General features: G+C 35.9%; 27 protein-coding genes and 1 pseudogene. 17 read left to right on the top strand and 11 right to left on the bottom strand.

The window, feature by feature from the left end; translation table 11 throughout:
* The first annotated feature begins 17 nt into the window (after nucleotides 1-17).
* The 15 genes from D8854_RS08485 (at nucleotide 18) to D8854_RS09820 (ending at nucleotide 8,028) form a co-directional block, all read left to right on the top strand.
* Nucleotides 18-218, top strand: a complete 201-nt coding sequence (locus D8854_RS08485; RefSeq protein ID WP_000040966.1) for a helix-turn-helix transcriptional regulator — start codon at nucleotides 18-20, stop codon at nucleotides 216-218.
* A 14-nt stretch (nucleotides 219-232) separates the two neighbouring features.
* Nucleotides 233-859 carry a Rha family transcriptional regulator gene (locus tag D8854_RS08480; RefSeq protein ID WP_125450511.1) on the top strand — a complete coding sequence of 209 codons (627 nt, stop codon included), beginning with the start codon at nucleotides 233-235 and terminating at the stop codon, nucleotides 857-859.
* A 310-nt stretch (nucleotides 860-1,169) separates the two neighbouring features.
* Entirely contained in the window at nucleotides 1,170-1,601 is a 432-nt protein-coding gene (locus tag D8854_RS08475) for a hypothetical protein (RefSeq protein ID WP_125450510.1), read from the top strand.
* Nucleotides 1,598-1,813 (top strand): hypothetical protein, encoded by a 216-nt coding sequence (locus D8854_RS08470; protein WP_125450509.1) that lies wholly within the window; start codon nucleotides 1,598-1,600, stop codon nucleotides 1,811-1,813. The genes D8854_RS08475 and D8854_RS08470 overlap by 4 nt, the downstream gene beginning before the upstream one ends.
* Nucleotides 1,810-2,151, top strand: a complete 342-nt coding sequence (locus D8854_RS08465) for a DNA-binding protein (protein WP_125450508.1) — start codon at nucleotides 1,810-1,812, stop codon at nucleotides 2,149-2,151. Before D8854_RS08470 ends, D8854_RS08465 begins: the two co-directional genes overlap by 4 nt.
* Entirely contained in the window at nucleotides 2,144-2,419 is a 276-nt protein-coding gene (locus tag D8854_RS08460; RefSeq protein ID WP_125450507.1) for an XRE family transcriptional regulator, read from the top strand. Before D8854_RS08465 ends, D8854_RS08460 begins: the two co-directional genes overlap by 8 nt.
* A complete protein-coding gene (locus D8854_RS09830; protein ID WP_013903991.1) occupies nucleotides 2,412-2,567 on the top strand; it encodes a hypothetical protein in 156 nt (51 codons plus the stop codon). The genes D8854_RS08460 and D8854_RS09830 overlap by 8 nt, the downstream gene beginning before the upstream one ends.
* A 3-nt stretch (nucleotides 2,568-2,570) precedes the next feature.
* A complete protein-coding gene (locus tag D8854_RS08455) occupies nucleotides 2,571-3,800 on the top strand; it encodes an AAA family ATPase (protein WP_125450506.1) in 1,230 nt (409 codons plus the stop codon).
* 433 nt (nucleotides 3,801-4,233) lie between these two features.
* Entirely contained in the window at nucleotides 4,234-4,710 is a 477-nt protein-coding gene (locus tag D8854_RS08450) for a hypothetical protein (RefSeq protein ID WP_061408170.1), read from the top strand.
* Between the two features lie 23 nt (nucleotides 4,711-4,733).
* Nucleotides 4,734-5,258: a hypothetical protein gene (locus D8854_RS08445; RefSeq protein ID WP_125450505.1), complete on the top strand. Its 525-nt coding sequence runs from the start codon at nucleotides 4,734-4,736 to the stop codon at nucleotides 5,256-5,258.
* A 91-nt stretch (nucleotides 5,259-5,349) separates the two neighbouring features.
* Nucleotides 5,350-5,859, top strand: coding sequence for a hypothetical protein (locus D8854_RS08440; RefSeq protein ID WP_125450557.1), 510 nt, complete (start codon nucleotides 5,350-5,352; stop codon nucleotides 5,857-5,859).
* 707 nt (nucleotides 5,860-6,566) lie between these two features.
* Complete coding sequence (locus D8854_RS08435) at nucleotides 6,567-6,986, top strand: DUF1492 domain-containing protein (RefSeq protein WP_125450504.1); 420 nt, start codon at nucleotides 6,567-6,569, stop codon at nucleotides 6,984-6,986.
* A complete protein-coding gene (locus D8854_RS08430; RefSeq protein ID WP_125450503.1) occupies nucleotides 6,976-7,314 on the top strand; it encodes a hypothetical protein in 339 nt (112 codons plus the stop codon). The genes D8854_RS08435 and D8854_RS08430 overlap by 11 nt, the downstream gene beginning before the upstream one ends.
* Nucleotides 7,315-7,699: 385 nt before the next feature.
* Nucleotides 7,700-7,870 carry a hypothetical protein gene (locus tag D8854_RS09825; RefSeq protein ID WP_185768085.1) on the top strand — a complete coding sequence of 57 codons (171 nt, stop codon included), beginning with the start codon at nucleotides 7,700-7,702 and terminating at the stop codon, nucleotides 7,868-7,870.
* A 2-nt stretch (nucleotides 7,871-7,872) separates the two neighbouring features.
* Nucleotides 7,873-8,028, top strand: a complete 156-nt coding sequence (locus D8854_RS09820; protein WP_004245873.1) for a hypothetical protein — start codon at nucleotides 7,873-7,875, stop codon at nucleotides 8,026-8,028.
* A gap of 669 nt (nucleotides 8,029-8,697) precedes the next feature.
* On the opposite strand, the pseudogene D8854_RS08420 reads toward D8854_RS09820, so the two are convergent.
* The 10 genes and pseudogenes from D8854_RS08420 to D8854_RS08375 form a co-directional block, all read right to left on the bottom strand.
* A pseudogene (locus tag D8854_RS08420) lies at nucleotides 8,698-8,850 on the bottom strand (HXXEE domain-containing protein); the annotation flags it as partial.
* Between the two features lie 341 nt (nucleotides 8,851-9,191).
* Nucleotides 9,192-10,307: an AbiH family protein gene (locus D8854_RS08415; protein WP_185768084.1), complete on the bottom strand. Its 1,116-nt coding sequence runs from the start codon at nucleotides 10,305-10,307 to the stop codon at nucleotides 9,192-9,194.
* A 69-nt stretch (nucleotides 10,308-10,376) separates the two neighbouring features.
* The gene (locus tag D8854_RS08410) at nucleotides 10,377-10,757 is read right to left on the bottom strand and encodes a DUF6680 family protein (RefSeq protein WP_125450500.1); all 381 of its coding nucleotides are present in this window, start codon (nucleotides 10,755-10,757) and stop codon (nucleotides 10,377-10,379) included.
* A 381-nt stretch (nucleotides 10,758-11,138) separates the two neighbouring features.
* Nucleotides 11,139-12,404 carry a tyrosine-type recombinase/integrase gene (locus D8854_RS08405; RefSeq protein WP_125411608.1) on the bottom strand — a complete coding sequence of 422 codons (1,266 nt, stop codon included), beginning with the start codon at nucleotides 12,402-12,404 and terminating at the stop codon, nucleotides 11,139-11,141.
* A 100-nt stretch (nucleotides 12,405-12,504) separates the two neighbouring features.
* Nucleotides 12,505-12,765 carry a MerR family transcriptional regulator gene (locus D8854_RS08400; protein ID WP_075230942.1) on the bottom strand — a complete coding sequence of 87 codons (261 nt, stop codon included), beginning with the start codon at nucleotides 12,763-12,765 and terminating at the stop codon, nucleotides 12,505-12,507.
* Between the two features lie 81 nt (nucleotides 12,766-12,846).
* The gene (locus D8854_RS08395; protein ID WP_125450499.1) at nucleotides 12,847-14,118 is read right to left on the bottom strand and encodes a replication protein RepA; all 1,272 of its coding nucleotides are present in this window, start codon (nucleotides 14,116-14,118) and stop codon (nucleotides 12,847-12,849) included.
* 162 nt (nucleotides 14,119-14,280) lie between these two features.
* Nucleotides 14,281-15,024, bottom strand: coding sequence for a helicase HerA domain-containing protein (locus D8854_RS08390; protein ID WP_125450498.1), 744 nt, complete (start codon nucleotides 15,022-15,024; stop codon nucleotides 14,281-14,283).
* Nucleotides 15,024-15,554 (bottom strand): hypothetical protein, encoded by a 531-nt coding sequence (locus D8854_RS08385; protein WP_125450497.1) that lies wholly within the window; start codon nucleotides 15,552-15,554, stop codon nucleotides 15,024-15,026. The genes D8854_RS08390 and D8854_RS08385 overlap by 1 nt, the downstream gene beginning before the upstream one ends.
* 6 nt (nucleotides 15,555-15,560) lie before the next feature.
* Nucleotides 15,561-15,992 carry a hypothetical protein gene (locus D8854_RS08380; RefSeq protein WP_125450496.1) on the bottom strand — a complete coding sequence of 144 codons (432 nt, stop codon included), beginning with the start codon at nucleotides 15,990-15,992 and terminating at the stop codon, nucleotides 15,561-15,563.
* Nucleotides 15,993-16,073: 81 nt separating this feature from the next.
* A complete protein-coding gene (locus D8854_RS08375; RefSeq protein WP_248035862.1) occupies nucleotides 16,074-16,370 on the bottom strand; it encodes a hypothetical protein in 297 nt (98 codons plus the stop codon).
* A 278-nt stretch (nucleotides 16,371-16,648) separates the two neighbouring features.
* Between D8854_RS08375 and D8854_RS08370 the strand changes: the two genes are divergently transcribed.
* Nucleotides 16,649-17,215: a hypothetical protein gene (locus D8854_RS08370; protein WP_125450495.1), complete on the top strand. Its 567-nt coding sequence runs from the start codon at nucleotides 16,649-16,651 to the stop codon at nucleotides 17,213-17,215.
* Between the two features lie 41 nt (nucleotides 17,216-17,256).
* Here D8854_RS08370 and D8854_RS08365 read toward each other — a convergent pair whose 3' ends face one another.
* Nucleotides 17,257-17,592 (bottom strand): helix-turn-helix domain-containing protein, encoded by a 336-nt coding sequence (locus tag D8854_RS08365; protein ID WP_047206714.1) that lies wholly within the window; start codon nucleotides 17,590-17,592, stop codon nucleotides 17,257-17,259.
* Between the two features lie 151 nt (nucleotides 17,593-17,743).
* Here D8854_RS08365 and D8854_RS08360 point away from each other — a divergent pair, with 151 nt between their 5' ends.
* The gene (locus D8854_RS08360) at nucleotides 17,744-20,482 is read left to right on the top strand and encodes an SEC10/PgrA surface exclusion domain-containing protein (protein ID WP_125450494.1); all 2,739 of its coding nucleotides are present in this window, start codon (nucleotides 17,744-17,746) and stop codon (nucleotides 20,480-20,482) included.
* Nucleotides 20,483-20,542: the final 60 nt, after the last annotated feature.

Raw genomic sequence — 20,542 nt, 5'->3', positions numbered from 1 at the left:
TAGAAAGGGGGAAACCTATGAGCAAACTACGAGGCTATCGGGTTATGTTAGGACTAACTCAACAACAGATGGCGGACAAGCTAAAAATTTCTTTGCAGTCATACAACAACAAAGAATTAGGTAAAACACCATTCAATGACAAAGAACGCCTAGCGATTAAGTCAATGGTTGCAGAAATCAAATCAGATATAACCATAGATGAACTATTTTATAGCTAGAAAGGAGCAAACTAATGGAACTAGTCTACATGGACGGTAAGAAAGAGCCGTACACATTAAGTAGTATTGTGGCAGAATGTGCAGAAGTTAAGCACAGACATTTAAAAATTTTGCTGAATAAGCACCGAGAGGACTTTGAAAGCTTCGGAAAGGTGCAATTTAAAATTTCACCTTCAGGGAGTGGGCAAAATGTACGGGACTATATTTTAAATGAACAACAAGCAACATTGCTGATCACTTACTTACGAAATACAGAACTCGTAAAAGAGTTTAAGAAGAACCTAGTCAAAGCATTCTTTGAAATGCGTGAGGAACTTTCTAAGTTTCGTATGCAGAGGGCGCTAGAAAAGCCAAAAAGAAAAACACTGCATGACAGCATTGAGAACTGGGAACAAGCACCAAAGCACGCGCATAGCACCATGAACAACTTGCTACTAAAAGCAGTAACCGACAGGAACGCTAAACAGTTAAGGGAAGAACGTGGGGGCTACAATGGCATTGATAGCTTGACCAGTGACGAGCTGGAACAGTACCAAGCGTTTGAGGACATGGTAATAGCCATGATTGGCTTAAATATGAGTTATCAAGAAATTAAGTCCATGGTATTCAGAAATAAAAAACCACGCACTAAATGCGCGTGATCGCAACAAAAAAGGCTTACCGAGACCAATCAGCAAAGCCTTTCACACTAACACTAAAACGAATTTAACAAAAAGCAGGCAAGCTATTATTAAAAGGGTTTTAGTAAAGATTTATACCTAGATTATAGCATATTTAGGACATTTTGACCATACGGAGAGCGCCAACTCTTAAAACTGGTACTTTCTCACGCTTTCAAATATTGGCGACTCTGAGCGTGAGGAATGTGAGCAGGAAAGACATTAAAAAGCTGTCAAAGCAGGACAAGCCCAGCAGGGCAATTACACAAACATAGAAACAGAGGTAAAAAACATGGATACATACTTTGAAGATTTTGAAAAAGAGCTGGGACTTGTAGAGGAAAAGCTAGATATTTTATCAGAGTGGCATTTATCCAAGGAACACCATGGAGCAACAGAAATTGCTGAAGATTGTAGATCAGCAATTAGTCAGTTATGGATTCAGTTTTACAAATTATCTGAAGCATATAAAAAGCAAGAGGCAAGTCATGAGGATTTCTTTAATAGGAATGTTGAGAATTTGCTTGGAGAATTAAAAAAATATGACGACGAATGCACAGAAAGGCATGGTGAAGCTCCTGACTGGTTGCTATTCAGTTTCTTAGATCAAGCAATAAAAGAAAACAATTTAAGTAATGGGATCAATCACACAACTGCTTCAACCTGGACGTATTTACGTAGCTTGATTATAAAGGATTTGAAAGAAAGAGGGCTGTTGAAATGAACGAGCTAGATTTAACCAATACACAGGCGGTTATCTTTTCCGTGGTACTGATTGGCTTACTACTTTATCTAAACCACCGAGATCGCCAAAAAAGCGCCCAAATTGAGCGAGAAAGCACACGGGAGATAGAAACACCTAGCAAGGATTTAACCCCTGAATATGGGCGATATATCCAGCTTGCAGGGGTAGACGTATGGGGAGGAATTGAATGAGTCTAACAATGAATGACAAGCGAGTATTAAGACTAATCAAGGTCGGGGCTGAGAACTCCATAACAGGGGCAGAAATCAGCCTAATCACTAAACTAGCAGAAAGAACTGTACAGGACATTATCAGCCGTCTAATCACGCGCTACGGTGTTCCTATCGTTGGGGTTCGGCATGGAGCTTTTAGAGGCTACTTTATCCCAGCTAACAAAGAGGAGCTACTGGACGGAGCAAAGGCATTCTATAATCAAGTACAAGAGGAGCAGAAGCGACTAACTGTCCTTTTGAATGCCGATTTAGAGAGCTACAAGCTACTACTGAAAGGGGCGGAAGACTATGTTTAGTTTAAGCAAAGAAAGCGAAAACGAGTTAGCCCATGGTGTTTTAAACCTTGTAGAAAAATACCTGGAGGCGCGTGATATACTTAAACCGCGTTTGACAGGTTTAATCTCAGCTCAGGAGGCAATGGCTGAGTTAGATATAAAGTATAAGACACTCCAAAAGTGGGAGGAAGCAGGGCTAAGACGATACCAGCCACCACTAGAAGACACTAGGAAAATCTATTATAGAGTTTCTGACTTGTTGAAGTTTCTGGGGGTGGAGAATGGCTAGCTTTGAAAGATTCCCCGGACAGAGAAAATCTGTCCGGACTACCAACGGCTACACTTGGAAAAATAGACAATTAACGCTTGAGCAACGCAAAGAGTTACAACAATTAAAGAAAATGAAAAAGAAACGATTGAAAAACCAGAAAGGATAACCAATGACAGAAATTAAAAAACTAGGACAAGTTCCTGCTGAGACAATAGGGCCATCTGCTAGCATTTTGACAGGATTGTTGAGACGCGGGCAAGTATTGGGTATATCGGCGCCAAGAAGATCCTTAAAGACTAGCGTAGTTATCTCCCTAGCTCTATCTTTAGCCCAGGGGAGTAATTGGCTAGAGTGGAAGAGTAAAAGAGCTTTCAACGTCTTGTATATCAATACGAATCATAAAGAAAACGACTGTTTTAGTAAGTTCATGCAGATTGCCCAACTTTTAGAAGTTGAGCAAAAAGATCTTGACAATATTTCTATCTTAACTCTTCCAAAGTCAACGGCTTTAGAAGAGTTAGCCAAAGTTGTAAAAGATAAAGTACCAAACAACGCTTTTCAAGTGGTTATTATTGATAGTATTGATAATTTGAAATTACTACAGTTTGGGGGCTCCTTAGGGGATTATTTACAACAGATTAACCAACACGTAGGCGGCGGCCTGATCTATACACAAAGTCATAGAGATAGACCGAAAGGGACTACGGAAAGTTCAGACTTTGCGCAGTGGTCAGAGTCTCTAGCTCATTGCGATAGCTTGTTGGAATTTTTCAAGATGGAATTAGATCCAGAATTGTTACGCCTAGAGAGGCTAGAAGCCGTCTGGGATTTGGCCAAGAATGTAATGACTACGCACAATAAAAGATATTTTCAGCTAAACGTAACAAATAATTATATCAGTTTTAAAAACAAGAGAGCAACAAGCGAGGATCTACGAAATCATATTGAGGTAGCGCTAGAACATTTACCTACTGAACAAACGCAGGAAATTCTAACACATTTTGATAACATAGATTTGCCGTTAAAAACGCGAACTTATTGGAGACTTGAAGCAGTTACCTCGGAAGCTTATTACGACGGGGAGAAAAATTTTCTTTTCTACTATCCACAGTTGATAAATGATAAGGAGAAAATATTAGCCTATCACGAACCAGGGTTACCACTTTCAAAAGAACAGAAAGAAAAAGCATGGGCTAATGAAGAAACAAAAGAAAAAGCGACAAACAAATTAAAATCTATGATAGCAAACTTTGAACAGGCGAATAATAGACTACCCAATAAGTCAGAGCTTTCTCGTTTTGCCAAAATCAGCAGACCTACCTTAGACAAATTGATTGATGAATCCGATAATAACATAGTGGTCATCGATGGAATGATACAAGAAAATCCTGCTTATTAACAACTTTAAATATGTAAAGAGTTGTAAACTTTACAAATGTAAAAGTTGTAAAAAGTTGTAAAAAAGTGTAAAAATTTTACATGATTTTACACCTTTACAAACGTAAAATTTACACCTCTTTACAACTCATTGTAAAAGATGTAAAACAATTATTTTTTTACACTTGTAAAATATAAAGCATAACTCAAAAAGCGTTGGTATTATTGGATTTTTTAGGAGTTGTAAAGACTTGTAAAGGATTGTAAATTTTACAGATGTAAAAGGAGGGACATGACTAGAATAGCCTAGCGTCAATTCTAGTTTGTCCAATTTTCGTGAAATGTGGAAGTAAGGAACAGGAACAGGGGCGATTGAGCTACGCCCCCTGTAACCCTGTCCTTTAACACTTCCACGTTGCGCGGATATATATTGTAAAAAATGGAGTAGTGAACTAGTGGTAAAGAAGAGATTAAATAAACGAGTTATCCAAGACAAAAATTTTTTAGCCTTCAAGTCAATGCCCTACATGGAAAATATTGGAGAGGTTATTAAGTGGGCTGGTGAGAACGAACCGATGAGATATATTTTTGATAGAGTAAGAAAGTATTTAGTATTTGATAAAGCTATTTGTAAGTGGCAAGGTAGGAATTATGGAAAGCAGTCCAGGGAGTTGCTTTCTAAAACCCCACGTTTAAGGTACATCACAAAGAGTATATATGAGAAGATGGAAGAAAGTGAATTGGATCTTCTTCCACCACAAAATGGAGGTTCTGCTTCTTATATTTCTGAATGGGAAACTTTTAAAAACAGTGAGCTTGTCCAAACCTTGAAGCATGAAGACAAACTACTAAAATATTTTGTAATTTTAGCTATACAACAGGGGTATATTATTCTCGATAACCGTAAAAAATTTGTTGGTATTGATTATTGAAAAATAGAAAAAGGAGAAAAAACATGACACTAAAAACATTTTCAGACAAAGCAAAAACATTTACTTTCACTTACGAATTTCAAGACCTAGATACTGCTATGGTAGCAGGTCACGCGCTACTGGGATATATGACTGGAACATATTGCCAGCCTGTAATCTCATTGACCTACAAGGATAAAGGAACGCTAGTGGCTGAGTATGTGGAGGATAACAAGCTAAACAAGACCTTCAAGCGCATTTGTGACAGTTTCAAAGACTATTACAATCAACCAGAGGAGCTTGAAGCATTTGAAGAACGTTATAAACAGGAGCGCGTGCTTCAACTCAAAGAGTCAGAGGACTTTGAGAGTTTGCTGAATAAGGTCACAGACTACGAGCTGGAGCTATTAGACTATGCTGATCGCTTGCTTTCTGATAAGCCTATCCCTATGGACTCTATGACCGCTTTTGGTACGTTGGAAATGCTGGGCGATGAAAGTATTAGCCTACTCCAAAAGTTGGACGTAGAAGACGAATATAAAGGCCTTGCAGGTTATTCTGGTCAATAAAACACATAGAGGGGAGCAATCCCCTTTTAGCATTTAGGCAATAGATTTGGGTTTTTCCATATATATGAGTATTTTTGAACGAATGGAAGTTATAAAATCAATAACCATAGAGACATTTATAAAGCCAATGAAAAACAAGAATATCAGTCATGGTATAGCTGAGTTGGACGGTAGAAAACTGGAAATAGACCTAGATAACCTGTATATCACCTTTGAATGTGATAATTTTGATTTAGCAAGTATACCAGGAACCAAGGGAGGTAATCGCTACTTCTTTCTCTGTCCTATTTGTGGTAATCGATGCAGAAAACTCTATAAGAAACTTTTGCTATATGGTTGTGGATCATGCCAGAAAATACACAAGCAAACACTGAACCGAAGTAAGACAGATTGCCAATACTATTGGGAGCTTGCGCTGAGGGAAGCTAGAAAGGTGGAACCAGGTTGGAGTCCTAGACGTGGCGGATATATGTTTGACAGTTTTCCTGAAAGACCAAAATACATGAAACGGAAACGATATTACAAGCATTATCAAAAGTTTGTGAACTACACCAAGAAAGGAGATAGTTTTTGGCTTAATGGATTGGGTAATCTGAAGTAGTATTTTGGAACATTTCCAAACAAATCTAAATAAAGATCATGGTTAGAAAAAATGATATAAATATTGTTTAGCTTTAATCAATTACAAGATACTAAGCAGGTATGAAGACGAGATAGGAGGCAGAGATACCCCCTTTATTTTTAGACGGGGGTATATTTTGCTAGAGGAAAAGAACGCTGCCCCCTTCTGTACGAAAAATTCCCTTTTTGAAATGTTTAAAGGTATTAGGGAATGTAGTGCTATCAGGAAGTTAGCTTGATTTTTTGATCTATAAAGCTACCCATTAACTAATTAGTTTAAGAGGCTTTAGATAATTTGTAGTAGTGTGCAATTTACCAAACGAACACCGTAGAAAGGTGCAATATGGAACGAGATAGCCGATGGAGCTCTTTGGGTAGATTATAACGCTTGTCAGTACTTAATTTAAGTTTGTGGCTTACCTGAAGTTATGTTTAGCGAATCAGAGGAATGCTTAGGTTTTGCTTAGGTTTTGGTTAGGTTTTTACAAGGTTTTGCATTTAAAAATAGCAAGGTACAGGACTTTATTCTAAAGATAAAACACTAAGATTCTCTAAGATATAGATACTTTTAAAGACAAAGAACGTTAAGGGAGATATAATAGAACTCCGAGAAAACGTAAAAAAGCCAAGGCTCTCCACCTCAGCTATAATTTCAACACTATTATTATACCAAAAAGGAGTAACAGCGTGAACGTTGAACAGATTGAGAAAAAGCTGAAGAATTGCAAAAAGTCAGATATGATCATAAAAAAATTGCAATTAAAGCTAGACAGCTTAAACCATGGACTATTAGCTGGATCTAACCAAACTGACACAAGAGTAACAACTAGCAAAACAAATACTACTGAAAATAAGCTACTTGAAACCTTGCAACTAAAAGACGAGGTAATAGAGCAACTCAACGCTATTGTGAATGAGCGTATAGAAGTCATGGATTTAATAGACCAGTTAGATGAAATTGAGGAATGGTTAGTATTGACAATGTTATATGTGAATAACCTCCCTTTGACTCAGATTTGTAGGGAGATGAAGATAAGCAAGGTTAACGTATATAGAATTAGAAAGCAAGCTTTAGACCACTTGGCAGGTATAGTAAATGCAGATTGATAAAAAAGAGACAGTCAAACAGGTATACAGATTTCTAAAAAGCTATCCATCGCTGGTAAAATTGAGTTTAGACGACCAAGATGGAGCGTTTGAAGCCAAAGCGGTGGAGATAGTAGGCATGATTCAGGTTTACAGGGACAATCTGGACGATGTAAGGCGTGAGATATTTGCCAATCTATTTACAAGGCGAACTGGAGAGAGATTGAAGCTATGGCAATTATACGAGGCACTAGAAGTTGATAGGGCTGAGTATGAACGTCTCAAAGCTGAGATTCTACTAGACTTTGCTAAAAGCTATAGAGGTGGTGTTTTGTTAGTATATGAGTAGCCCTAAGCTTCATATTTGTCCTCTATTTTGCTTTGATTGGGACTGGATAACTAAAACAACATGTATAAACTACTAGCCCTTAGAAACGAATATGGGGGCTTCTATGAGAAATTGCTTTTCCTCTTTCTATTTGATAAAATAGAGGTGTGAGGGGCTTTCGACCCGACCTCTTAGCGTTTACCTTTTTCTTTTGCGGGATTCGGGTTTGCGCTTTTTGTTTTAGTTTAGAGGTTAATAGTAATCTAAGAAAAAATCTATTTACCAATGTATAAAGATAATATTGAAAAGTTTGCGAAAAAGGATTATACTGGGGTTGTAGCACAAGAGAAAACTCTTGAAATGTTTTCTAATCTGTTTGAATTTGAATTTGGAAAGATTGATTGACATGATTGACATGATTGAGAAGTATGATTATGATTGGCCAGAAGCCGAAGACGACAATCTGGATGAATTGTTAAAAAAAGCCAGTGAACGAAATAAAAACAAAACCGTTGAGGAGTTAGATGCCGAATGGAATGAATTTGTCAAGAGTCTAAAACTGGAGAGGATTGATTAGTTATGCCTTATACTTTAACCAAGGAAGAAGAGAAGTTTTGGCTTTCTCAACCTGATGAGATTACTATTCTTCCTATTGAGGAAATAGAAAAGAAATACGCAGGATTAAGTAACGAAGAACTATGGCAGAGTATCAAGGATACTATTGATAATCTTTAAAATTGAGAAAAATGTGATATAATCAAAACATAGAGGATAGAGGTTGAAAAGTATCCGCCTCCAACGCGCCACTTAGCTAGTGGGTCGAGAAATGCGGGCGACATTCGGCGGTCCCGCCTATCCTTCTGTATAGCCAAGCCATTAGAAGCAAATCTGAGGGCTTTTGTGAGGTGCTAGAAGTTCCTACAATTATGTTTGAAGATGAAGGCAAAGAGTTACAGGTATGACATCATAAAGCACGCGCTTCATGGTATAATTTACCTATCAGCAATCAGAAATAAAAGTATGGAAAAGTATGTACATATTTCATCAGAAAACAAAAAAGCACGTTTGACCGTGCTAGTTCTTGCCTGCTGAACTCGTCGATTGATAGAGCTGAAAAAGCTCTTTTTTGCTTAGTTTTTTGCTTAGATAGAAAGAAAATCTAAGACAACAGAAATAGATAGAATTCACCTCCAATCCCTTATGTATCAAAGGTTAGAGCTATCTAAAGAAGTCTAGCATTATCAACTTTCGGCAATACAACAAAATGCTTTAATTTTAAGAAATATCTTACAGAAAGCATACAACAGTAGGCTTTTTGCTTTGTCTTAAAAAACTATAGAACACTTCTTAACTGTGAAGGAGGATAAAAAATTCCCTGCAAATTGAAATTGCAAGGAACTTTTGTTAATGGTTATGGGCAAGCCAGACGGAATACTTTTTCCCGAGCCAGAGAGCAAAGAGGAGATTGATGACGACGATGCCTGAACCGACCAGTGAAAATAGGAAAAATTCGCTAGTCGAAACCTGCAATAAATGCATGATGTTTGTAATCAAATATTAAGTGAACAAAATTATAGTATCTTGACTACGAAAGCAAGTCTTTGATTAAGCCCTCTCTGTAATATCAATAGTCAAACCCGTGATTCTCTCGAATCACGGGTTGTTTAATATATTTATAAATAGGTGTTACTTTCGTCATTTGAACTATCATTAAATTCTATACTCAAATCTTTATTAAAAAAATTGCAATTAATGTTTTTAACTCTCATTATCTTTTCCTTTAATTCAAATTATTTTAAAACAAATGCAATATCTTTATGAATACATTCAGCAAATGAAGAAATTCTTTGATCACAAATGTTCTAATAGGTGCATTTTATATAACTTTAAGTAGTACTCTAACTATACCAAACATCATCCTCCATCTTCAATACATAAATTCTTTTTTCTAGCACTAGCTTATGAAGTAGATTTTGCCCATGATCTTTATTATCAAAAGTTTCTCCATAGTGATTGATAAGTTTATAAACTCTTTCAACTTGTTCTTTTTTATGGGAGCGACAATCGAAGTCGTCATAATAAAACTTTAGTACTATATCAGAATTATATATATTAAAGGCATCGAATAATGAAACGAAATAAGAGTAATCGGCTTCACCTAATGAATGTCCGTAAAATTTAATGATGTCTATAGAATTATCATAAATTTTTAAAGGTTCTTGTGGGAGTTCGGTCATAATACGGAATGTTTTAGTGAACTCCATAAATTCTTGATAGTCATGATGATCTATTCCTAAAATTATATTATCTAATAATGTTCCATGAACATTATTACCTCCTCTGGAGTTAAAGAAGTCAGTACTGTTAGGGAGATGAGTGTAATTAAATGACAGGATGAAGTTACAATATTCATTAGTATTATAAACTCCAGATTTTATTAATTTATCTATAAATTTTTGAGACTTAATATTATAAGTTGCTTCGGGGAAGTTTTTAATTTCATTTGTGAGGTAGTCCTTAAAACCTGATTCAAAATTTTTAACTTGATCCATCATCAGGTCCATTAGTTTTTTTTGAAAAATATGAGCAGGTTCTTGGCAAAATTCTAAAAGGGAATCTGGAAATATAAGTGATGATAAAAAGAAGAATTTTAATACTCTTTTTATTAGTTCTTTTTCTTCTAAAATCGTCATAATTTTTTGTGATTTGTTGGATGAAACTAGTAAAGATAAAATCTGTTCTTTAGAATCACTTTTATAAGCTGAAATATAATTTTTTACAGTCTGAGCGTCTAGTTTTTTAATAATTATTAGGCATTTTAGTAATAAGGCTTCAACGTCAGCCCAATTATAGTTTTTATTTGATGCTAAATACGTGAAAATGTTATTTTTCCGTTCATTATCTGTTAAAGAAAGGTAATATTCGACATACAAGGATTTCAAGCCTAAATGTTTGTCAAATCCATTTCCGATGATTAATAATTGTTTAGTCGGAGAAAGTTTCACAGAGTTCATGCTCATTTGGTATTTTCCTGTTCTTTATTTAATTAAATATTTTGCTTTTGTTTTTTCAAAAGCTTATTACTATCTTTCTACCGAAAGTGTTCTCGTAATCATTGTATCATCCCAATTTGAAATATCAATCTTCACATTTTTATCTTTACACATAGCTTTAATTAGTCTTAAAAAATTCTGATCATTTGTAACAGAAAGGAAGCAATCGTAATACTCAATAACTTGATTATTATCCGAAAATATGATTGGAATTTTTCCTAACGTTCTATTTAATTCAGTTGCTTCGCCATAGTAATTTTCTTTTAACATGAACCTGTTGCCAAAGAGTTCAATAACGAAATCCCTCTTCATTTTCTTGACCAAAGTTTTTCTTTGGTAATACTCTGATATAAAGACACCAATGATACCTGATGTGATAACTGAAGTAATAACAGTATTAAAAATATCCATTTTAAATCCGTCTCTCTTTTCCTAGATTACAGTATTATTATATCATCTATTTTGAAATATGGAACAAGAATTATAATCTGACTTTAGTTTGCTTTAGATTTATGATGAAATATCTTTTGACTAAGGCAGGAATTAAGAAAAAGGTAGTGAAAAAAGTAGTGATTCTAATGATTTGTGTTGCAATGTACTGAAATTAACAAAAAGAAAAAACGCTTGAATTAGCGTTTTTCTTCTGTATTGATTCGTATTGAATGCTTATTTCACCTCTGTAAGGAATACTTAAAATCTATTTTAGTTGTGATAAACCCTATTAAATCAATGTTTATAAGCTATTGATTTGGATAAAACTGTCAGAGGTTGCCAAAAAGGTTGCCATGAATTTTATGAGGTTAGCTCCGCAATTTTATTTAGATAAATATCTACCGCTTGTGTTTGATTTTTAGGGGCAAGCTCGGCATATATGTCCATAGTAGTTTTGATAGACTTATGTCCCATGCGAACCTGTAACTCTTTCCAATTCATACCAGCATTTAACATCATAGAAGCGTGTGTATGACGGAATAAGTGAAAACCATAGTCAGGTAGATCAACTTCCTGTAATCGTCTTTTGAGTGTAGCACGTTCATTCCTATCGCACATATAGTTTCCGTAAATTGTTGGGAAAATCAACTTGCTTTTTGAAAGACCGTTCTTCTTGAAATAAAGATTCATTTCATCATGGAAGTTTTGAAGTTGCTCAATAATTTGGTACGGAACAGCTATTTTTCTATTGCCCGAATCAGATTTAGGAGTATTTTTACAAACAACCTTTCCTTTTAATCCTAACTTAGGGTTTGCATTTTTCCATACAAGAGTTTTAGTGACTAATATTTCAGAACTTTCAAAATCAAGGTCATATATAGTCAAAGCTAATAGCTCATTGATTCTCATTCCTGAAGCAAGTAGACTGTCGCAGATAACTTTAAATCGCCGATTAGCCCTAGTATTAGGTAAAGTATCGACGAAATTTAGCCAGATAGTTAAATCTTCATCATGAAGAACCATAATGCGTTTTTGATTGCTTTTTGGTTTTGGTGGAATCTTGATAGATTGAACAGGATTATATTTGAGTTCAAAATGCGTTATTCCAAAATTAAAAATCTCTCTTAACTTGTGGGCGATTGCTCCAAAATCTTTTGCACTTCCTTTTTTAGCTCGTTTATTACCGGCATCGACAGATTCTTTAGATTTTTGGGCAAGCTCGTTAATCCATTTTTGTATATCGGAAGAAGTGATTTTATCTGGTTGATAGTGTCCGAATTTGGGGAGGATATAGGTGTCTAGATAGTTCCTCACTCGGTTTAGAGTGTTATCTGAGCTGACCCAAGTTTCGTAGTTGGAGAACCACATTTCAGCTAGATCTGACAAGGTAGCAATGCTAAAAGTTTCTTTCCTTGTTGAACCACTTTCTTCCCAATCAATTTTAGCTTGAATAATTTTACGATCTAAGGATCGTAGGTTTTTAGCTGTTACAGTTGTTTTTACAGGTTTTCCAGTCTTTATATCTAAGCCTAGATAGACGCTCTTTACTGAATAACTAATCTCGCCATTCTCCTTTACTTTTTTGAGGACTGTTTTGCCTTTATGGATGATTTTTTCTATATTCATAGTTGCTCTCCTCAATCAATCGAAGAATTGAAAAAAGCTAAAATAGATAGTATCTCACTTTCTTTCTTTTTTGATACTTCTATTCTAGCACATTTCACTTTTAGTTGTGGCTTAAAAACTCTAAAACAGTATCAATATGATAGTAAACGGTTCTAGTACCCTCAATAGGTGGTTCTAAACGTTTTAGACCTCTATTTTCCCATGACTTTAATGTGTTAGGGGAAATACTGAGCAGATCTAAAATCTCTTTTTGTGTGTAGATGCATGAACTTCTTTTTTCGCTGTTCAAATTCTTTAGCATTTCAATGATAGTGTGAAGCAGGAGTTCTATTTGCTTCATTTCAAGGTAATCTTGTGACATACTATTCTCTCTTTCTTTGCAACAATAATTGAAATGTGGCATAATAGTAGTAGAGATTAGCCGTAGCTTATCTCAGAATACTTATTTGCTATTACTTTCTGATTTGGATGGTTTGGAAGTAGTAGCTTTTTTTCTTCGATTGTTGCTTGGGTTCATAGAACTGTGAAATGCATCCTTTCCGTAGTCATAGTTTGATACACTTGAATTAAACTTATCGAATAGGTATGCAAATTTTTCAATTTGTTCCCTGCTGTATCTATCGAACTCTTCAGGTGTAAATGTAATGGTTTTATACTTGAAGCTACCATCATTTTCTTTAGTTTTAAAATGAAAGATAACCTCAGTAAGTCTCCGTTGTAACTGTTTATAGCTATCAACTTCTCGTTGACCCTCTGATACCATTAAGTCATAAGCTTGTTTTGGAGTGAAAATTGATGTGATGTGGATTTCATTCCAAAGAGCGATTGTATTTGTGTAACGGGCGTGTAGCTGAATAGGGTAAACGTCTGTCACCTTAAGAAATTCTTTGTATGGCATGCCCTTGAATTCATCCATAAAAAGTATAGATTCAGCGCAATATAGGTCAAGCCCACCATTGTCAAAGTCAGTCCAGATATATACATTATCCCGACCATGCTTTTTCTTTAAATCAACTTGCGTGTGCGATTTTCCATCTCCAGAATCTCCCACATGCCAGTATACTGCCATTTCTTTTTCGTCTGGAGTATGAGAAAGTCGATACTGAAAGAAGTGTTCACGAATCATTTTAGAGTATTTACGGAACTCAAAGTTACTCCCCATAATTTCTTCAGGAGTAGCTCCGTTTTCTATTTGTTTTTGAATGTAATCAAATTCACTTCGGTAACCTTGATTTCCAGCTCTAAGCTCACCGTGAATCTTCATAGGCACTACAATAGTATGTGCCTTTTCTTCATGCTCTCCGCTTTTTTCAAGGTAAGCAATGACTTGTTCTTTTGTCCCGCGTGTAACTTCTATATGTATAGTGGGATAGAGTTTTTGAAGAGCCGAGAATCGGAAAGCTTGTTTATCTTCAAGTACCATGTGACAATGATGAGTACCATTGTCTCCTATCTCGTAATTAACAGCACACACAACGCTATCATTACGTGCAATCCACCGTCCCATTAAGAAATCGACAATTTCCTCGGGACTGAGGGGATCATCGGTATCTGGAAGGAGCTCGCGAAACTCTTGAATTCTTTTTTTAGTTTTTTCATTGTATGTATCGCTATCGAAAAAATCTGATTTCTTATCGAATAACTTATCAACGTTGTTCAGAACACAACAGAAACTACGAGCGCGAAAGTCAGATGAAACGTTATAATTTGTCATTAGTATTCTCCTTTGTCATTTACTTATTGTGACAATGTTATAGTCAATTATACTAGGTATAGTAATGTTTTAGTTAGTTTGTCATGTTGTCATGAAGTTCGGGGTAATACTATCCCGAACTCAGCCAGCTAAAGCTGGCGAGGCTGTAAGCCAAACCTCCGCCTAAGGGCTACGGGCAACAGCCTCATCAGTTAGTGGAAGTCCTCGACTAAGTAAGTCAGTAATTAATCGCTCCGCCTTATCCATATCCCTGATGGTATATGTTCTAGCTTCAATAACGTGTTGACCATCAAATTGAATGTTAACCTCTCCCTGTCCTTTGTTCCGATTAACCTCATCATCGGGGAACAGCATCTGTTTGGCTTGAGGACTTAATCGCCCTATGGAGACTTTAGTAGAGAAGTTCTCGCGACTTCCAGCAGGAAAGGAGGAAGAATCTCCTCTTTGACAAATACAGATTAGGTGGTAATTAACCTGCCTAGATAGACGTAGCAAATTTCCTACTTTTTGCAAGAATGCTTCCTTATCCGCTTTCTTGGAAATACTTTCTACCGTGCTCTGATACTCTTCAAAAATCAAAAAGAACGGAGGGTACTTTTTATCAGGATTGGTTCTGCGGTTTTCAAAGATACTATAGGCTTTTTGGAAACCGTCATAGACAAAATCCCCAAGAAAAACATTGTCATAGTCACGCCATTGCCAGTAGTCACTTCCTTGTTTGTAATCAAGTATCATGATAGAAGCATCATCTGAATGAATTGTTAATATACTTAATATATATTTAATGAAGTAAGATTTCCCGCTATTTGTGGGTGCTGAAATGAGGAGATGTGGAAAGCGGTTGCAGTTCCATTCAATAGGTTCGTTGCTGCTTTCTTTTCTCAGTACATTCAATTTAAGTGTCATCAAATTTCTCCTTCGTCACTGTAGAGGGGTTTAGCCTGACTATGTTTAAGACGATTTAAATCTTCCTTAGTGATCAGATTAATTTTGAGTTTTAAATAAGGTTCTTCCTCTACCATGTTAAATATAACATCAAGGTTATCATTGTAACTACGTACCGTTTGACGTAGCTGAATTTTCCAATCATCAAAGTCTTGTTGAACTGGCATTTTTGATAACCAGAGATAGAAATCTTGACCCTCTCGTTGTATCCCATTTGGAAAATGAATTGTGTTCAGATATATGCTGAGCTTTGAAGCTTGATGTATAAGCTCAGCATGAAAATCTGAATAATAGTTTTGTTCTTCTTGAGAGTCAATAAATAACTTTAACAAATGTTGAATTTGCAAGTTTGTGTTTTTGATAGCTTTCGGAAGTAGCTCTTCGCTAGGCAATGTATAGATAAGAATAATCATATTAACAAATACAAACCCTGAGTATAGTATTGAAAAGATGGATATTAAGTAGAGTACTAACTGTAAAATGTATATCATTAAAGTTTATCTCCTGTTAAACGCATCGTTATACTCTAACGTAATGTTCAAACGTAACTTATCATCCGTCCACGCTTCAAAATCGTAATAAATTATCATCCCATAGGGGTAGCTATTCGTTTTATAAGAAACCAAATCATATAGTTTTTGAGCATGCTGTTGTTGAGCTGTTGTGATAAAAGGATTTTCTCTGTGTTTTAATAGCAGAGAGTCTTTTTTTACAGCATAACTAGGGACAAGTGCTTGTAAGTGTAGATATCCTTTGCTCTCATAAGATATATATTCAAACTTACTCACTAGATTCAAACGATCTTCTAGACTTAAGTTAACTAGTTGATCGCTCCCCAGTATTCCTAGCAACTTTTCACACTCTTTGACACATCGATCAAAAGTAATAGAAGGATTTTGTCTGATTGCTTCTTCAAAAATTGTTTTCATTTTTGCTCTCCTTGTAAATATTTTTTTGTCAGCACGAAATAACTTAAGCAGTTGGTGATCTAGCTCTTTTTAGAATCATACTTATTCCTCTACCGTTGCTTTCTCAGCTTTAATAGATAACGCTGCTCTATTATTAGATAGATAAGCTGAGAATGTTACATTTTGTAATCTCAGATTGATTTTTTCATCTAGATACGAAGTGTATTCTGAAACTGTCGAGTTGTTAACTTTTATGACTCTAGTAATATATTTTCCAGTATCATTTCGAAAACCAACGTCCAGTTTTACGTTTCCAGTTGCCTGCTTCGTTTCAAAGTCTAGTTCTTGACTCAAACCTAATAAAGTTACAGTTACAACAACCTCTTCACAAGAAATCATTCTTTTATTCCTTTCGCCGCAATCTTTAAATACTATTGCTTTGTGGGACTTGTTAAGCAATAATAATCACTAAGTAACAGAGTGTTAGGCTATTTTACATTGGAATCACCCCCTTTATAATCATTTTATATTTGAATTAGTTAGCTAACTTATGACACTATTTTATACCAATAAAAACATTTATTCAATAAGGTTTTGTTATTGTTTGGTGTCGTAAAATACACTACTTTTGACACTTTTTTAAAAAGATGTTATAATGGTGAAAAAGGAGGAGATATATGTTTCATTTTTCTGATTTAAAGAAAGAAAAACAGATAGACTTTATCTCTAAAAATCTATCTGAAATTTTATTTAAGCAACGACATGAACTTAATCTATCACAAGAACAATTTTTAAAAAAATTCTTTGATTATAATATCTATACTAAAAAATCTGGTTATTTATCCTTATCACAATTAAAACGATATGAAAAAGAATATAAAAAGCAAGTTCCTTTCACTGTACCTAAAAAAAATAGTAAAATATTTGATATAATTCTAAATTTCTCTGTTGTAGATACGATATATAAAGAAAAAATATTTCAGGATTATTTAAAAGAAGATTCACTTAGATTTGCTAAGCAATTAGAAGAACTAGGTTTATTAGATTGTCTAGAAAAAGCAACTAGTGGGATAGTTGCAATGAATTATTACAATTCTCTAACAGGTAAAAATTATGATAAATATTTTCTATTGGATTGGTTATTCAATAATGCGAGACAAGGCTTGGCTGGGGAGCAGATACCTGAACTAATTTACGATGGTATTAAAACAAGGCATGATATAAAGGGAGCAACTAAAAACTAAATTAGCAAATTTAAAAAAAGCCAAGTTCAAAAATGCTTGGCTTAATTTATTTGTTTCAATATATCTCTGAGAGCTTTTATAGTAGGTTCTCTTTTTTCTGTTGGTAGGTTTCTAATGTCTTCAATGAGTTGTGAAAACTCTCCGCTTTGATTTTGATTTTCAATATTAAAAAAAGTATTCATATCAACTTCAAGCGCTTGTATGATTTTTTCAATAGTTTCCAGCTTAACGTTTAATTGTTTATTTTCTAACCTATAAATATAGTTGAATCCCAGATCAGCTTTTTCTGCTAGATATTCTTGTGTCATTCCGCTTTTCAGTCTTAAAAGTCTGATTTGTTTTGCAACAAATTCTCTTAAATTTATTTTTTCAGTCATGATAGTACCTCATAACTATCATACAAGTTTATCTCATTGAATAAATCATTATCAAAAGACTGAAATTCTTTAAAAAATAATATTTAAAAGACTGTAAAATATGGTATAATATTATTCATAAAACAGTCTTTTAAGACATAAAGGAGTTTACATGCTAGAATCAAACACACAAGGTCACGGAACCATCAAAAAATTGCGTACAGGCGCAGTTATTTCAACGCTTGCAATCTCGGCTTTTGGGGTGTCCACTACGGTATCAGCTAACGAGACTGAAGTAGCCGTTAACGAACCTGCAACTAGGGTAGTTGCTAAAGTTCCGAGTCAACAAGACGTAGACACGGCTAAGGCTGAATCAGATAAGGCTAATCAGGATGTAGCTAAGCAAAAAGAAGTTGTTTCAACTACAGAAACTAAGATTGCCGATGCTGAAAAGTCTATCGCTGAAACTACTAAGAAAGTAGAAGAGGCTGAGACTGTTACACCTGAAAAGGTTGCTGATGCTAAGGCAGATGCTGACAGGAAAGCCAGTGAGCTTGCGACTGCTGAAAAGGCTGTAGCTGATGCTGATAAGTCTGTATCGACTACTGCTGAAAAGGTTGCTGACCAAACTAAGGTAGTATCTAATGCTGAAAAGACTGCTACAGATGCTTCTAACAAGGTAGCTAAGGCTCAGAATAAAGTAGATTCTCTTTCATCTACTACTGATGTCGCTCCACTTGAAAAAGAGGTAGCTACACTTACTACTCAGGTCGCTGAAGACACTCAAGCCGTAGAAACTGCTCAGACCAACCTTGACAATGGTAAAAAAGCTCAATCCGACAAAGACCAGGCTATCAAAGACGCTCAAACTGGGGTATCTAGTGCTGAAGCCACTCTCAACCTAGCCACTACAGCCCTTGCTAATGCTAAGGCTAACCAATCTAACAAAGACAAGGCAGTCACTTCTGCTAAATCAGCTCTTGATGTAGTTAAACAAGGTGTTATTGAAACAACTACATCTTCTGAAACAATGTATGATGTTCCTAAAGCAACTTATGCTCCAGCTCTATCTCAGGGGTATATCGACGCAATCAAGGCTCTTGCCAACGGTACAGGTACTGCAGATGCGGTAGATACTGAAGCTTATGATGTTCCTTATTCTGACCCTAAATCTGGTGCATCGGCTGACTCACTCAGTGACTTCAACTCTACAGGTTCACGTTACTATAAAGGTAAAGACATTCCTTATGGTTCAGAAGACACTGATGCCACTGAGATTGCCGACTTTCAACACCTAACTAAAGACCAACAAATTCAATTGGCTACTTATGTAGCATCAATCATTAACGAATTGCGTGCTAAAGTTGGTACTAAGCCTGTTACAGTAGGTGACAGTTCTCTTAAATTGGCTGAAGCTTTCAACAACTACGCCAACGAATATAAAACAGCCAAGGGTGGAGGGTACTCTGAAAATCACCTTAAGAGTCTTAAAGAGAAGTACGAACTTGCTAAACAAGAGTCAGGTGTAACTTCCCCATCTGTTGCAATTCGCTCTAAGATGACTCCTAGTTTCTCAGGTTCTGACGTCACTACTATGGCTCAGATTAAGCAAGTTGTATATGATGGTATTGTAAGAACTCTCATGGCAGTAGAAGAAAATACAGGTAGTTCTGACCGTTTCAGTGGAGCACTTTCTCTTCTTGGATTGCGTGATTCTGAGAAAACTAACCTTGGAGTAGGTCTTGGTGCTATGCTCTCACAACTTACAACAGGGTATGAGACTTCAATCACTTTGTCTGCCCCTCAATCAACTTCTGCAACTACTAAGAAAGTAGATGAAAAAGCAGTTAAAACTGCTCAAAAAGCCTATGATGACGCAGTCAAAGCATCTCAAGAAGCTAAATCTAATGTCCAATCAACCCAAACTGATTACACCAACGCTGAAACAGCTCTTGCTAATGCTCGTACTCACTTGTCTGACTTGCTAGGTAACAAGACTGATGTTCCAGCTCTTGAAAAGGCTCTCGCTGACGCTAAAGGTAAACTAGCGCAGGATACTAAAGCTTTGCAAACTGCTAAGGAATCGCTTGCTCTAGCTAAATCAAACGCTACTGACAAAGCTAAGGCTCTTGCCGAAGCTAAAACAGCTCTTGAAACTGCTAAAGCTGAACAATCAACTGCCAACCAATCCCTTGAAACTGCCAAAGGTGAGTTGGAAGTCCTTACTAAGGCTCATGATGTAGCAGTCTTGGCTCGTACGTCAGCTGGTGCAGACCTTGCTCGTAAACGTGAAGCGTCTAAAGAAGCTACTGACACTCATTCAGTTCTTGAACTCGCTCTTACTAAGCGTGATGAAGTCCTTAAGGCTTTGGACAAAGAGCTTACTGATGCTAATGCTAAGCTTGGTGTACTCCGTGCAGAGTTGAAGACTGCTAAGGACGAGTTGGCTCGTCTTGGGGGTATCGCAGAAGCTAAGGCTCGTGGGTATGAGAACTTTAAGCAACTCAAAGCTGACCATGACGCATACCTTGCTGAACAACAACGCTTGCAGGCTTTGAAAGACAAAGCAGATGCAATCCGTAAAGCAGGTGGTCAACCTAAAGAAGTTACTGATGCATCAGGTAAAGTTGTTGATGTTGTGGATGGGAAGGCTAAGGATAAGGATAAGGATAAAGTAGTTGTTGATACTGTAGATGCTAAGGCTAAGGATAAAGATAAAGTAGTTGTTGCGACAGTAGGAACTAAAGACGATAAAACATATCAAGCTCCTGCACAAGCTACAAATACAAAAGCAGAACCTAAGAAACAACTTCCAAATACAGGAACTAAGGAATCGATGCTAGGCTTATTAGGTTTTAGTTTATTAGCAAGTTTAGGGTTAGGGTATACCAAAAAGAACTTAAGAAAGTAAAAAATAAAAAATCTTCTTACTTATTGTAGGAAGATTTTTTTGGATTCCTAAAATTTATTG

The organism is Streptococcus mitis (assembly GCF_003943905.1).
Classification (GTDB): Bacteria; Bacillota; Bacilli; order Lactobacillales; family Streptococcaceae; genus Streptococcus; species Streptococcus mitis_BC.
The sequence above is the reverse complement of the archived record's forward strand: the minus strand, read 5'-3'. Positions and strand labels throughout refer to the sequence as shown.